General features: G+C 68.7%; 13 protein-coding genes. 4 read left to right on the plus strand and 9 right to left on the minus strand.

The features are described 5' to 3' along the window. Positions 1-90: 90 nt before the first annotated feature. The 3 genes from DVW87_RS01460 to DVW87_RS01470 all read right to left on the minus strand — a co-directional run bounded on the left by DVW87_RS01460 (position 91) and on the right by DVW87_RS01470 (position 4,239). Entirely contained in the window at positions 91-1,521 is a 1,431-nt protein-coding gene (locus tag DVW87_RS01460; protein ID WP_114686001.1) for a PepSY-associated TM helix domain-containing protein, read from the minus strand. Positions 1,522-1,532: 11 nt separating this feature from the next. Continuing rightward, a complete protein-coding gene (locus DVW87_RS01465) occupies positions 1,533-3,728 on the minus strand; it encodes a TonB-dependent receptor (RefSeq protein WP_114686995.1) in 2,196 nt (731 codons plus the stop codon). A gap of 91 nt (positions 3,729-3,819) precedes the next feature. After that, positions 3,820-4,239 (minus strand): hypothetical protein, encoded by a 420-nt coding sequence (locus DVW87_RS01470; protein ID WP_147276175.1) that lies wholly within the window; start codon positions 4,237-4,239, stop codon positions 3,820-3,822. A 110-nt stretch (positions 4,240-4,349) separates the two neighbouring features. On the opposite strand from DVW87_RS01470, the gene DVW87_RS01475 reads away from it, so the two are divergent. Both DVW87_RS01475 and DVW87_RS01480 read left to right on the plus strand, forming a co-directional pair. Beyond that, a complete protein-coding gene (locus DVW87_RS01475) occupies positions 4,350-5,462 on the plus strand; it encodes an S-(hydroxymethyl)glutathione dehydrogenase/class III alcohol dehydrogenase (RefSeq protein WP_114686003.1) in 1,113 nt (370 codons plus the stop codon). A 437-nt stretch (positions 5,463-5,899) separates the two neighbouring features. Beyond that, entirely contained in the window at positions 5,900-6,733 is an 834-nt protein-coding gene (locus DVW87_RS01480) for a TIGR00266 family protein (protein ID WP_220149778.1), read from the plus strand. Positions 6,734-6,739: 6 nt separating this feature from the next. Here the strand turns inward: DVW87_RS01480 and DVW87_RS17930 are convergent, their stop codons facing one another. The 4 genes from DVW87_RS17930 to DVW87_RS01510 form a co-directional block, all read right to left on the minus strand. Continuing rightward, on the minus strand, positions 6,740-7,891 hold the full coding sequence (locus DVW87_RS17930) for a hypothetical protein (RefSeq protein ID WP_181814672.1): 1,152 nt from the start codon (positions 7,889-7,891) through the stop codon (positions 6,740-6,742). A gap of 129 nt (positions 7,892-8,020) precedes the next feature. Beyond that, a complete protein-coding gene (locus DVW87_RS01500) occupies positions 8,021-8,800 on the minus strand; it encodes a class II aldolase/adducin family protein (RefSeq protein ID WP_114686008.1) in 780 nt (259 codons plus the stop codon). Between the two features lie 44 nt (positions 8,801-8,844). Beyond that, positions 8,845-9,633, minus strand: a complete 789-nt coding sequence (locus DVW87_RS01505) for an SDR family oxidoreductase (protein WP_114686009.1) — start codon at positions 9,631-9,633, stop codon at positions 8,845-8,847. Positions 9,634-9,653: 20 nt separating this feature from the next. Then, positions 9,654-10,799: an acyl-CoA dehydrogenase family protein gene (locus tag DVW87_RS01510; protein ID WP_114686010.1), complete on the minus strand. Its 1,146-nt coding sequence runs from the start codon at positions 10,797-10,799 to the stop codon at positions 9,654-9,656. 129 nt (positions 10,800-10,928) lie between these two features. On the opposite strand from DVW87_RS01510, the gene DVW87_RS01515 reads away from it, so the two are divergent. Together DVW87_RS01515 and DVW87_RS01520 are read left to right on the plus strand one after the other, a co-directional pair. Next, on the plus strand, positions 10,929-11,759 hold the full coding sequence (locus tag DVW87_RS01515; protein WP_114686011.1) for an SDR family NAD(P)-dependent oxidoreductase: 831 nt from the start codon (positions 10,929-10,931) through the stop codon (positions 11,757-11,759). Positions 11,760-11,979: 220 nt separating this feature from the next. Next, positions 11,980-12,510: a CHAP domain-containing protein gene (locus tag DVW87_RS01520; RefSeq protein WP_420822310.1), complete on the plus strand. Its 531-nt coding sequence runs from the start codon at positions 11,980-11,982 to the stop codon at positions 12,508-12,510. A gap of 12 nt (positions 12,511-12,522) precedes the next feature. Here DVW87_RS01520 and DVW87_RS01525 read toward each other — a convergent pair whose 3' ends face one another. Together DVW87_RS01525 and DVW87_RS01530 are read right to left on the minus strand one after the other, a co-directional pair. Beyond that, the gene (locus DVW87_RS01525) at positions 12,523-12,855 is read right to left on the minus strand and encodes a hypothetical protein (protein WP_114686013.1); all 333 of its coding nucleotides are present in this window, start codon (positions 12,853-12,855) and stop codon (positions 12,523-12,525) included. 14 nt (positions 12,856-12,869) lie between these two features. After that, entirely contained in the window at positions 12,870-13,625 is a 756-nt protein-coding gene (locus DVW87_RS01530) for a competence/damage-inducible protein A (protein WP_114686014.1), read from the minus strand. Between the last annotated feature and the right edge of the window lie 62 nt (positions 13,626-13,687).

The following is a 13,687-nucleotide window of genomic DNA, read 5'->3' on the forward strand; positions in this document are numbered from 1 at the left end:
AAATTCGTCACGGGAGCGGCACGACCACGCACGCCGTCCGAGCCGATCGCAAGCTTCGCTCGCAACGCTGAGCCGCGGGCTGGAGATCACCTAGCCCCGCGTAGGCGGGTGCTCTTCTGCCGAGGCCAGGTTCCCGGCCTGCGGGCGCGCCCGGGTCACCGCCAGGTCCAGCGCCGAGAGGATCAGCAGCGAGGCGCCGAACAGCGGCAGCACCACGCCCGCGACGATCAACACCGCCACGGCCCCGGACATGCGCCCGGCGCTGAGACGCGGCGGCGCGCCGATCCGGCCGGCGGGCCGCCGCTTCCACCACATGGCCACGCCGCTGATCGTCAGCGCCCAGATGCCCAGGCACGGCAGCAGCATCAGCAACTGGTTCGCGAAGCCGAAATAATTGCCCATGTGGATCGCCACGCCCAGCTCGGTCGCCCGGCCCATCCAGCCATAATCGGCAAAGTCCACCTCCGGCCCGATCTGGCGGAAGCTGTAGCGATCGACATAGATCGTGCGCTGCCCCTCCGGCTGGTCCGGATAGGTATAGGCAGTGTACACGCCGGTCGGCCCCTCCGGCAGGTGGAAGCGATAGCCGCCGGTCATGCCGGCCCGCGCCAGCGTCGCCACGGCGCGGTCGACGCCGGCGATCGCCGCCGCGTCGTCGGTCGCGGCAGGCGCCTCGTGCCCGGCATGGCCCGAGTGCATGCCCAGATGGCCCGGCATGGCGGATTGCGGCATGGGCGCGCCTTCCAGCGTCCACGGCGCCTCCCCGGTCGCCGCCTTCATCGGCGTGCTGCCGGGCATGTTGTGCGTGCGAAAGGAATCCGGATAGCCGATGCCGGCCGCCGAGCTCACCCGTTGCAGCACGTCGCCTTCGATCCCCGCCCAGGGCAGGCCGGTAACCACCAGAAAGGCGATCAGGCCGGCCGTCCACAGCCCCACCGGGCCGTGCAGTTCGCGCCAGAAGCGGCGCCCGCCTCCCCGCAAGCGCGGCCACAGCACGCCTGCCGCGCGCCAGCGGCCGCGCGGCCACCAGAGGAACAGGCCGGTGCCGATCAGCACCAGTGCCCAGCACGCCGCAAGCTCCACGATGCGGTCCCCCAGCGTGCCGATGGTGAGCGATCCGTGCATCTCGTCCGCGAAGCCCACCAGCGTGCGCTCATAGACGAACGCGCCCAGCACGCGCCCGGTGCCGGGATCGACGGGCACGCGAAGCTTGGGGCCGTGGTGAGGCTCCACGAACACCACCGCCGGGCGGTCCGGCGCGGTCGGCAGGTCGATCCGCGAGACCGCGCCGGGGTGCGCCGCCAGGGCCGCCCGCACCATCCGCGACACCGGCACGCTGGCGGCGCGCGCCGGCACGAAGCGGAGCGAGGGAGACAGCGCGTCGTTGATCTCCTCATTGAACAGATAGATCGTGCCGGTGGCGCTGAGGATCAGCAGGAACGGTGCGACGATCAGCCCCGCCCAGAAATGCCAGCGCCAGATCGTGCGATAGACGGCGGCGGTGCGGGTGTTGGCGGACATGGCGCTCCCCATCAGAAATGCGTCGCCAGCGCGACCTCGAAGGATCGCGGCGCGCCGATATAGACGTTGGTGGTCGGGTAACCGGAATATTCGCCATAAAAGGCGTTCGTCAGGTTGCGTCCGCGAACGGTCAGCGTCGCTTGAGGCGCAACGCGGAGCGCGACGCTGGCGTCCAGAACGGTGTGGCCGGCAACGCGGATCGTGTTCGCCGTGTCCGTATAGAAGGCGCCGGCGTGTCGCACGAAAGCGCCCACGGTCACCGCGTCGCCGATCGTGTAGAGCGCCGATCCGTTCACCGTCCAATCCGGCACGTTGATCGGCCGGTTGCCCTGGCGGTCGGTGCGTACGGTCCCTATCAGCTCCGACAACTCGTCATATTGCGCGTCGGAGTAGGAGACGCCGCCCGACAGCCGCAGGGGCCTGGCGGGCACCAGCACCGCGGAAAGCTCGGCGCCCTGGCTCGACTGGCGCCCGCCCTGCACCGTCAGCGCGGGGTCGTTCGGGTCGCGCGTCAGGATGTCCTTCTGCTCGATGCGGTAGACCGCGCCTGTCAGGCTGGCGCGCCCTCCCCACCCGCTCGCCTTCAACCCTGCTTCATAGGACCGCCCGCTGGTCAGCCTGAAGCGCGAGTTGGCGATGGAGGCGAGCAGGATCGAGGAAACCGGCGACACCGCCGTCGTATATTGCGCGTAGAGCGTCAGCCCGCCGACTACGTCCCAGGTGGTCCCGGCCCGCCAGGAGACCGGGTCGAAGCTCGGGTTGTTGCGATCAACCGCGCCGGTCGTGTTGGTGATGGTCGCGCGGTCGAGGTCGATATGGTCCCAGCGGATGCCGCCGACGAGCAGCCAGCGCGGGGTGAGGTTCACCGCGTCCTCCGCGAACAGGGCCGCCTGCTTGAGCCTGGAATCGAACGTCACGTTGCCACTGGTGAAGATGGCGGTGCCGGTCGGCCGGGCGATCGGGGCCGGGTTGAAGGCGTCTACGGCGGGCAGGACGGTGTTGGGTGCCTGCTGGCGAAGGCTGACGAAATCGGTGCTGTTATATTCCGCGCCGAGGCTGAAGCGATTGCGAAGGCCGGCGACCCGACTGTCGTTGCCGATCACCACGCGAGCATTCCAGAACTTGTGATCGTGGCGGAAGTCCTGAAAGGTCTGGCGGAAGCTGCCGTCGGGAAAGGCAGCGCTCGGCGCAACGAAGCTCTGCGAATCCGCCAGCACGAAGGCGCGGTCGGCGGTGTAGCCGGTGAGGTCCACCGCCAGGTTCCACCCTTGCGCGAACCGCCAGTCCAGCCGCGAGCGCACGGTGGTTTCGTTCGCGCCCGAGAAGGCACCCTGCGGCGCATAGTTGCGACGGCGCAGCGCCTTGTCGGCGACCAGCCCGGTCGTCGTCGTCACCGCATCGCTGGCATTGCGGGCATAGCGACCGGGGATCAGCGGCAGGCCCTGATAGGCCGCATCGTAACGGTCCTCGAAATGGTCCACCGCCACCAGCAGCGACAGCGCCTCGCTCGGCCGGAACAGCAGGCTGCCGGTGAGCCCGGCCGAGAAGGTGTCGTTGTTGTCGACGTCGTACAGGCTGTCGGATCGCTGATAGCTGGCGTCGGCACGCACCGCGACGGTGGACGACACCGGCAGGTTCACCCCGCCCGCGGCGAACACGGTGTCGAAGCTGCCGGCCGACAGCACCGCGTCGAACCGCGTCTCCCCCAGCACCGGCTTGCGGGTCACCTTGTTGATGACCCCGGCCAGCGCCCCTTCGCCGTACAGCACGGAGGCCGGCCCCTTCAGCACCTCGATCCGGTCGTAATGCCAGTTGTTGGTGTCGCGCTGGACCACGGTGGAGGTGGAAACGCGCACGCCATCCTGCAGGATGGACACCGCGCCGCCGGCGAAACCTCGCAACGTGACCACGGCCGGGTTGCCGGGCACGTTGCCGGAAATCGCGCCGACCACATTGTCGAAGGTCTCGCGCGCGGTGCGCAGGCCGCGAAGCTGAAGCTCCTCCTGCGTCAGCACTTCAACGCTGGCCGGGGTTTCGCGATTGGTCAGCGCCAATCGGCTGGCGGCCTCGCTGTCCTCATCGAGGCTCAGCGGATCGCGTTGTGCGGTGACGACAACCGTGCTTCCGGTCCGCGCATCGCTCGATTGCGCCAGGCACGGCGCGGCAATGGTGGACGCGAGCAATGCGCCCGCAATCTTGGTCTTCATGGAGATCCCCTGATGCGCCGCCCGCGACATGGCCGGGCGGCGTTCGTTCTGATCGAAAACATGCCCGCCCCCGACAGGAGCAGGCCTTCGGTCAGACGGCGGCCGGGGGACCGCGCAGAGGAGGACGCAAGCGCCGGGCGAGCGCCGGGAGCGGCAGCGGCGCTTGCAGCAGCGCCAGCACGGCAACAAAGGCCAAGGCCGCCAGCAACACGATCGGATCGGCCGCGCCCAGCGCCGGCAAGGCGAGGTCGGCGAAGGCGCAGGGGCTCGTCGCCCCGTCTGTCGGATGCTCGTGGACCGGGCCATGGCCATGCGCCATGTCGGGCATCGCCGCCGCCGGTGCCGCAGGGGCGACCGGCCCGAAGCCATCGCACAACGCCAGCGTCACCCGTCCGCCATCGAACACCGGCATGAAGCCGGCGGGCACGACCACGCGCATCGCCAGCGCCGCGAGCAGCAGCAAAGCGACCATCCATGGCTGCTTCAGCGCAAAGGTACGAAGCGACGGCACGGGTCGGTCCTAGGCGCGTGCCGCCTCCCTGTCACCCTCCGGCATCTTGGCATGGATCAATCGCGCTGGCAGAGGCGGCGACAAAGGAGATCGCGCCATGAAGACCCGCAATGAAGACTAGGGCCGCCGTCGCATTCGAAGCCAAGCAGCCGCTGGAGATCGTCGAGCTGGACCTTGAGGGGCCGAAGGCCGGCGAAGTGCTGGTGGAGATCATGGCCACCGGCATCTGCCACACCGATGCCTACACGCTGGACGGGTTGGACTCGGAAGGGCTGTTCCCCTCCGTGCTCGGCCACGAAGGGGCCGGCATCGTGCGGGAGGTGGGCGCCGGCGTCACCTCCGTCGCGCCGGGGGACCACGTGATCCCGCTCTACACGCCTGAATGCCGCCAGTGTAAATCGTGTCTGTCCGGCAAGACCAACCTGTGCACCGCGATCCGCGCGACGCAAGGGAAAGGGCTGATGCCGGACGGCACCACCCGCTTCTCCTACAAGGGGCAGCCGATCTTCCATTACATGGGCTGCTCGACCTTCTCGAACTTCACGGTGCTGCCGGAGATCGCCGTCGCCAAGATCCGCGAGGACGCGCCGTTCCAGACCAGCTGCTATATCGGCTGCGGCGTGACGACCGGCGTCGGCGCGGTGGTGAACACGGCCAAGGTGCAGGTGGGCGACAATGTCGTCGTGTTCGGCCTGGGCGGAATCGGCCTCAACGTGTTGCAGGGCGCGCGCATGGCCGGTGCGAGCCGGATCATCGGCGTGGACATCAACCCGGATCGCGAGAGCTGGGGCCGCCAGTTCGGCATGACCGACTTCATCGACGCGCGCGGCCTCTCGCGCGAGGACACGATCGCGCGCATCCTTGCCCTCACGGACGGGGGGGCGGACTATACGTTCGACTGCACCGGCAACACCGAAGTGATGCGCACCGCGCTGGAGGCCTGCCATCGCGGCTGGGGCACCTCCATCATCATCGGCGTGGCCGAAGCGGGCAAGGAGATCGCGACGCGGCCGTTCCAGCTCGTCACCGGCCGCAACTGGCGCGGCACGGCCTTCGGCGGAGCCAAGGGGCGCACCGACGTGCCGAAGATCGTCGACTGGTACATGGCCGGCAAGATCGCGATCGACCCGATGATCACGCACGTCCTCTCGCTGGAGGAGATCAACCGCGGCTTCGACCTGATGCATGCCGGCGAGAGCATCCGCAGCGTGGTGGTATACTAGGGCGTGTACTCATAACCGGCAATGGTCGTGATCGCCCGAGAAGGGCCGCCGACGAGGAGCGTAGCGCCGACGCGTAGCTGAAGCTACGCGCAAGCAAGCGACGCTGTTCGGCGGCCCTTCTCGGGCGACCGCTGCGCGGCGGGCCGCTTTTGGCGCCAGGCGGCGTCGCGCGTCGATCACGATGCTTGTGCATCGCTCTCTCCTTGCTCCTGGCCTGGCGCCAAAATCGGCTCCGTCCCGACCGTTGCCGGCTATGAGTACACGCCCTAGGCCGTTCTCCCCCAATCCGTTCGTCCCGAGTATAGTTCGCGCTCGTCAGGGAAACGTACCGGAAGATCGCGCCGGCGGCCTCTGTCGATACGCCGCCCCGACAAGCCCGACGGCTACCCGAGACGATCGGTTGGAGTTACGCTGAAGCGAGTTTGAGGAGCCAAGCCATGCCTACGTCCCCCTGGGAGCACATGCGCAACCCGCAGGTCGCCGACGATATCGACTTCGAGATCAAGGGCCAGGAACTGCAATTCCTGGAGATCGAGCTCGATCCCGGCGAAAGCGCCGTCGCGGAGGCCGGCGCGCTCGTCTGGAAGGATGCCAGCATCGACATGACGACGGTGTTCGGGGACGGCTCGGGCGGCAGCGATGGCGGGTTCATGGGCAAGCTGCTGGGCGCGGGCAAGCGGCTGGTGACCGGCGAGAGCCTGTTCACCACCGTCTTCACGCACCAAGGCCGCGGCAAGGCGCGCGTTGCCTTCGCCTCGCCGACGCCCGGCTCGATCCTGCCGATCAAGCTGTCCGATCATGGCGGCACGCTGATCTGCCAGAAGGACAGCTTCCTTGCCGCCGCGCGCGGCGTGTCGATCGGCATCGCCTTTCAGCGCCGGGTGATGACCGGCCTGTTCGGCGGCGAAGGCTTTGTCATGCAGAAGCTGGCGGGCGATGGCTGGGTGTTCGTGCAGATGGGCGGCACCGTGGTGGAGCGCGATCTCGGCCCGGGCGAGCAGCTTCACGTCGATACCGGCTGCCTTGCCGCCTACACGCCCGGGATCGACTTCGACCTGGTCACGGCGGGCGGCGTGCGCTCGGTGCTGTTCGGGGGCGAGGGCCTGTTCTTCGCGCGGCTCACCGGCCCGGGCAAGGTGTGGATCCAGTCCCTGCCCTTCTCGCGCCTGGCCGGGCGGATGCTGGCGGCGGCGGGCAGTCGTGGCGGCCAGAACCGCGGCGAGGGCTCGGTCCTGGGCGGCCTGGGCGACTTCATCGGCGGCAACGACTGACCCGGATCAGTCGTCCAGCGAATAGACCGTGTCGCCCAGGAACAGCATGTCCTTGTCGATCAGCGGCGGCGACTTCTGCGATCCGAACGCGAAGAAGCGCCGTTCGCTGCGCCCATCGGGCCGCTCCAGCGTGATGGTGTAGCGTTCCGCGCTGAAACGTCCCGCCCCGTTGCGCCGCGATGCGACGGTGCTGCCGGCGCCGCTCATCGCGCCACTGTTCATCGCGCCCGTCGAGCGGCCGGTGGTGTAGGTGCCGCCGGGCTGAAAATGGTATCGGCTCTCGGAAGCGATCATCACCTCGCCGCCCATGGCGCTGTTCCCGCCGCCGCTGATCGAGCGGTATTCGCCCGACAGCGAAGCCGTGCCGTCCGCGGGAAAGGCCTTGAAGAATTCGCCATCCTGCAGCTTGAAGCTGTCGGGCCGGCCCTTGTGGTCGGTCAGCACGAACTGCGCGCCCTCCTGTCGCCACCGGCCCCAGTCGGCCGGGCGCGCGGCACGGACGGCGGCGAGATCGATGTCCTCGAGCGCAGGGTCGCCGATTTCGTAAAAGCTGCCGTCCTTGAACAGGATCACGGGGATATAGGTCATCGTCAGCATGCCGCCGACGCCGACGCTCTGCTGGCTGCGGAAGTAGACGCCCTGAACCTTCGCCCAATTGCCCGCGTGCGCCGCGGGTGCGCCTGCCGGCATCGGGCCTGGCGGGGTGGCAGGGGCCGGCGTCGCCCCCTTTCCCGGGCTGCCGCCCGCCTTGCCCGTCCCGTCCGAGGCGAGCGCCGCGACACAGGCCGCCCCGACCGCCCGCGCAACCTCGCGCACCCGCGCCAGCGGCACGCCGGCCATGCAGATGCCGCGCGCGCCGGCGGTGGAGAGAAAGAAGAAGGCGATCCCCGGCGCCTTCTTGAAAGAGGCGGTTTCCAGCCTCAGCGGCGTGCCCGATACGACGACCTGCGTCGGTTGGGCATGCTGTGCGACCCCGCCCTGCTCGGCGCCGAGCGCCTCGATCGCCTTGGGCAGGACCTCCTCCACGCTGGCGCCCGCGGGCACCGGCAGCACCGCCATCTGGATGCCGGGCGCGCCAGGCACGGGCGCGGGGGTCTGCGCCAGCACCGTGCCGCTCGCGCCGGCCGCCAGCGCCGCCATCGTGCCGATCCACCGCATCGTCAGCCCTCCCTCAGATCAGACCCGAGCCAGGGCTCGCGCCGGAAGCAACCCTGCGCAAGACCATCGGCGCGAGTCGTGACAGCTTCGCGACGAACGGCGTTTCCTGTCCGGCGGTCGGCGGCCGTCTCAGCTGTCGTAGCCGGGATTGTGCCGGTCGAGCTTGCGCTTCAAGGCCGGCCAAGCCAGCGCCTGGGCCAGCATGCCGAGCCCCTTGGGGTTGCTCTGCCCGGCCACCTTCTCCTCCACGCCCTGCGGCGGGTTGTTGAGGTTCTCGCGGCCGGCGGACAGCATGTGCACCTGCGCCTCGCAGGCACGTTCCAGGAAGTAGAGGCGCACAAAGCAGGCCCCCACCGTCTCGCCCACCGTCAGCGTGCCATGGTTGCGCAGGATCATGGCGTGCTTGGTCGGCCCCAGGTCCGCCACCAGCCGCTCGCGCTCATCCAGGTCGGTCGCGATGCCTTCATAGTCGTGATAGGCGACATCGTGCCCGGCGATCATCGCCGTCTGCGTGTGCGGCAGGAGGCCGAACTCCATCGCCGATACCGCCTGGCCATAGGGCGTGTGGAGGTGCATCACCGCGCCGGCATCCTCCCGCGCCATGTGCAGCGCCGAGTGGATGGTGAAGCCGGCCGGGTTGACGGGATGCTCCGCCTTGCCGACCGGGTTGCCGTTCACGTCGATCTTCACCAGCGAGGAGGCGGTGATCTCCTCGAACATCATGTCGTAGGGATTGATGAGGAAGTGGTGCTCCGGCCCGGGCACGCGCGCGGACAGGTGCGTGAAGATCAGGTCGTCCCAGCCGTACATCGCCACCAGCCGGTAGGCGGCGGCAAGATCGACGCGCTGCTCCCATTCGCCCGGCGCATAGTCGCTGGCGGACGGTTCGATGCTGGCAAGCGTGGCCATATGTCCTCTCCTTTGTTCTTCACGCAATCATAGACGCCGCCGCGTCAGGCGTCGATGCTGATGCCGAGCGAGGCGTTGACCAGGCCACCGTCCACCACCAGCGTGTCGCCCACCACATAGTCGCTCGCGCGGCTCGCCAGGAAGATCGCGGCGCCCGCCATGTCCTCGGGCGTGCCGATCCGCCGCATCGGGATGCGCCTGGCGACCTCGTCCCCGTGGTCGCGTGCCGCGCGGTTCATCTCGCTGGCAAAGGCGCCCGGTGCCAGGCTGTTGACGATTATGCCGTCGCCGATCAGCCGGGCGGCCATCCGCTTGGTGAGATAGATCAGCGCCGCCTTGGACGCGTGATAGCTGTACGTCTCCCACGGGTTGAGCCGGAGCCCGTCGATCGAAGTGATGTTGATGACCTTTGACGGCGCCTCGTGGCTTGCCCCAGCCTTCAACAGCCCGTGCAGCGCCTGCGTGAGGAAGAAAGGCGACTTGACGTTCAGGTCCATCACCTTGTCCCAGCCGCTTTCGGAAAACTCCTCAAAGGCCATGCCCCACGCCGCACCGGCGTTGTTGACGAGAATGTCCAGCCGCTCCTCGCGCTCGGCAACGGCCGCCGCCAGCGCGCGACAGCCCTCGACGGTGGACACGTCCATCGGCAGCGCGATGCAGTCGGGGCCGAGCGCGGCGGCTGTCTCCTCACAGGCAGGCGCCTTGCGCGAGGAGATGTAGACCCTGGCACCCTGCGCGATGAAACCTTCCGCGATCATGCGGCCGATCCCGCGGCTGCCGCCGGTGACGAGCGCGACCCGCCCCTCCAGGCTGAAGAACCTGCTCGTGTCCATGTTCCGTCCCCTCCCGATGTTCAGCCGCCGCGCTTGATCGTCTCGCGGGCGATGATGAGCTGCTGGATCTGGCTGGTGCCCTCGTAGATGCGGAACAGCCGCACATCGCGGTACAGCCGCTCGATGCCGTAATCGGCGATGTAGCCGGCCCCGCCGAAGATCTGCACCGCACGATCCGCCACCCGGCCGACCATCTCCGAGGCGAAATACTTCGCCGCCGCCGATTCCATCACCACGTCCTTGCCGGCATCCTTTGCGGCCGCTGTCTCCAGCACCATCGCACGGGCGACCAGCGCCTCGGTCTTGCTGTCGGCGATCATCGCCTGGATCAGCTGGTGGTCCGAGATCGGCTTGCCGAACTGCTTGCGCTCGGTGGCATAGGCGACGCAATCGGCGATCAGGCGCTCGGCCACGCCGACGCAGACGGCCGAAATATGCAGGCGGCCGCGATCGAGAACCCGCATCGCGATCTTGAAGCCCTCGCCTTCCGCGCCCAGCCGGTTCTCGACCGGCACGACCACGTCGTCGAACGTCACGTCGGCGACCTTGGCGCCCTTCTGCCCCATCTTCTTCTCGGGCGCGCCCACGGTCACGCCGGCAAGCGCGCGCGGCACGAGAAAGGCGGACACGCCGCGCCCGCCGGTTTCCTCGCCGGTGCGCGCCATCACCGTGAACAGGTCCGCCCGGTCGGCATTGGTGATGTACCGCTTGGTTCCGGAAAGGCGATACGCCTGCCCGTCCCACTCCGCGCGCGTCTTCACCGAGCCAGAGTCGGAGCCGACATCCGGCTCGGTCAGGGCAAAGCTGGTGATGATCTCGCCACTCGCGATCCTGGGCAGCCACTTCGCCTTCTGCTCGGCATTGCCGGCCATGACGAGGCCCTGGCTGCCGATGCCGACATTGGTGCCGAAGGTGGAGCGGAAGGCCGGCGTCGTGCGGCCCATCTCCATGGCGACCCGCGCTTCCTCGAGCATGGTCAGGCCCAGCCCGCCATGTTCCTCGGCGATGGACAGGCCGAACAGGCCCATGTCGCGCATTTCCTGCACGACGGCATCCGGCACGGCATCGTCGGCCTCCACCTGCGCCTCGAGCGGACGCAGGCGTTCGGCGACGAACCGGCGCACGCCCTCCAGCAGGGCTTCGAAGGTTTCGGGATCGAGCGCCATGGAAATCTCCTGAGATATTGCCCGCGCATGCCGCAAGCGAGCGCCAGCGGCAAACCCAAAGTTCAAATCAGCATCATTGACCGTTCGCTCGCACCGCCTATGCCTGGGGCCGACCAAGGGAGAGACGGCATGCGGTTCGACGGCAAGCGCGCGGTGGTGACAGGCGGCGCATCGGGCATCGGCAAGGCAACGGCGCTGCGCCTGGCGCAGGAAGGGGCCGAAGTGTGGATTGGCGATGTCGATGAAACAGGCGGGCACGCGCTGGCGGCGGAGTCGGGCGGTCGCATCCGCTTTCACCGTACCGACGTTACCGAGGCGGACGACATCCGCGCGCTGATCGAGGCCGCCGGACCGATCGACGTGCTCGTCAACAATGCCGGCGCGGGCGGCGCGCGCGCTCCGATCGACCAGATCGAGCCGGACGATTGGGACCGCACGCAAATCCTGCTGCTGCGCTCCGTGGCGCTCGGCATCCGCTATGCCGCGCCGGTCATGGGCGCACGCGGCGGCGGCGCGATCGTCAACACCGCCTCGATCGCAGCACTACAGACAGGCGCGGCGCCGACCGCCTATTCGGTCGCGAAGGCTGGCGTGCTGCACCTTACCCATTGCGCGGCCGCCGACCTTGCGCGCCTGAAGATCCGGGTGAATGCGGTCTGCCCCGGCTTCATCACCACCAACATCTTCACGGCCGCCTTGGAGATGAACGGCGATGCGCGGGCGCAAGCCGACGCCGCCATCGCCCAGGTGGCAGCCGGCGCCCAGCCGATCGCACGGGCGGGCAGCGCGGAGGATGCCGCCGCGGCCGTCGCCTATCTCGCGTCGGAAGATGCCGCGTTCGTCACCGGCACGCACATCGTGGTAGACGGCGGCATGACGATTGGACCACGGCACAGCTGGGATCCGCGCTCCCCTTCCCTGTTCGGGATGCTGGAGAAGATGGTTCCGAACCGGCCGTGATTCGGCGGCGAGAACGCCGGAAGACGCTTGAAGGCGCAGCGACTTAGCGCCTCTTCCTGCCGTTCATCGCCGCGCAAACTCACTTCATCTCGAAAGGTTCCGCAACCGGCGGCAGAGGTCTTTTGCTGCGCGGCACAACCTGCCAATCGACACTCAACAGCTCAACGAGACCGGCGGGGGTCAAGTGAAAATTCGTTCTTTTGCAGTGCGTTGCGCGCTGGTGGCGGGGTGCGCCCTGACGACGGCGGTGCCGGCTGCGGCGCAGTTCTGGCAGTGCGCTCCGTATGCGCGGGAAGTATCCGGCATCCAGATCCGCGGCAATGCGAACACCTGGTGGGGCCAGGCCGCCGGCCGCTACGAGCGGGGCCATACCCCCAAGGTCGGGGCGGTGCTGTCCTTCGAGGCGACCCGCTCCATGCGCGTCGGCCATGTCGCCATGGTCAGCCAGGTCGTCTCGGACCGTGAGGTCCTGCTCACCCACGCCAACTGGTCGCGCCCCGGCCGGGTCGAGCGCGACGTGCGTGCGGTGGACGTCTCCTCCGCGGGCGACTGGAGCCAGGTGCGCGTGTGGTTCGGCCCGATCGGCGGGCTCGGCACCAGCAGCTATCCGACCAACGGCTTCATCTATTCGGGCCATGCGCCCAAGGCCGTCGACGACAGCAACGACGACCTGCCGACCGTCACGATGGCTAGCGCCGGCAAGCCGGGTTCGGTGGGCATACTCACCCTGGTTGCGCGTCCGGCTCTCTGAGCCGGCGCACGCCTATCGACGCGGGGTGACCGCCCCGGTCACCAGGAAGGTGCCACCCGGCTGCAGCACGATGCCGTAATCGGCATTGTTCTCGCACTTGACGGCCCAGGCCGCGCGGCCTTCGTTCCGCGGCCGGCTCTCGCGATGCACGATCTTCTGGCAGGCATAGCCGGCGTCGCGCACCGCGCGGAAGAACGCCACGTCCTTCAGCGGCTCGGACAGGTTGTTGATCTGCGCTTCGACGGGATCGGGCGTCGCCGGCGCGGAGGTGTTCCTGGCACTCGGCTCGCCACTGCACCCTGCCAGCGTCAGGGCGATCACCGCCGCAATTCCGTGTTCTCGCATTGCCGCTCCCCTGCTCAGATGCCGTCGGCGATCACCTGCCGTCCGTCCGCCTCGAGAGACGCGGTGAGATCGGCAATGGTTGCATCCACCACCGCCGGATCGGTGGCGCGCACCACGAAGTTCGCGCCGGTGCGCCCTTCGCGGAAGAAGGGATAGCTGCCGATCGCCACGCCGTCGTGGCGGCGCTCGGCAGCGGCGAGCAGCTCGGCGATCTCGCTTTCCGCTACCCAGCTGCCGATCGTGCGCGACACGACCGGCCGACCACCCTCCAGTGTTCCCGTCAGCGCGTCCAGCATTCCGGCCGTGATATGCGGCACCCCCGCCAGGATGAAGACGTTCCCGATCTTGATGCCGGGCGCGCCGGATACGCGGTTCTCGATAAGTTCGGCCCCGTCCGGCACGCGCGCCATGCGCAGGCGGGCCTCGTTCACGCCGCCGCGGCTCTCGTAATAGCGCTCCAGCGTGGCCACGGCCGCCGGATGATGCACCACCGCGACGCCCAGCGCGGCCGCGATCGCATCCACCGTGATGTCGTCGTGCGTGGGGCCGATGCCGCCGGTGGTGAACAGATAGTCGTTCTCGCTGCGCAGCGCGTTCACCGCGGCGACGATCTTCTCCGTCCGGTCTGGCACCACCCGCACCTCGGCGAGGCGGATCCCCTGCACGTTCAGCCAGCGCGCGATCTGGCTCACGTTCTTGTCCTGCGTGCGACCGGAAAGGATCTCGTCCCCGATCACCGCCAGCCCGGCCGTCCAGATGCGCTCGCCCATGGGCGCACCCTAGCGCGCCGAGGCCACCCTCGCCAAGGCCGTCGCGTCCTCCTATATCGGCC

It is taken from the genome of Sphingomonas aracearum, assembly GCF_003345355.1.
GTDB classification, from domain to species: Bacteria; Pseudomonadota; Alphaproteobacteria; order Sphingomonadales; family Sphingomonadaceae; genus Sphingomonas; species Sphingomonas aracearum.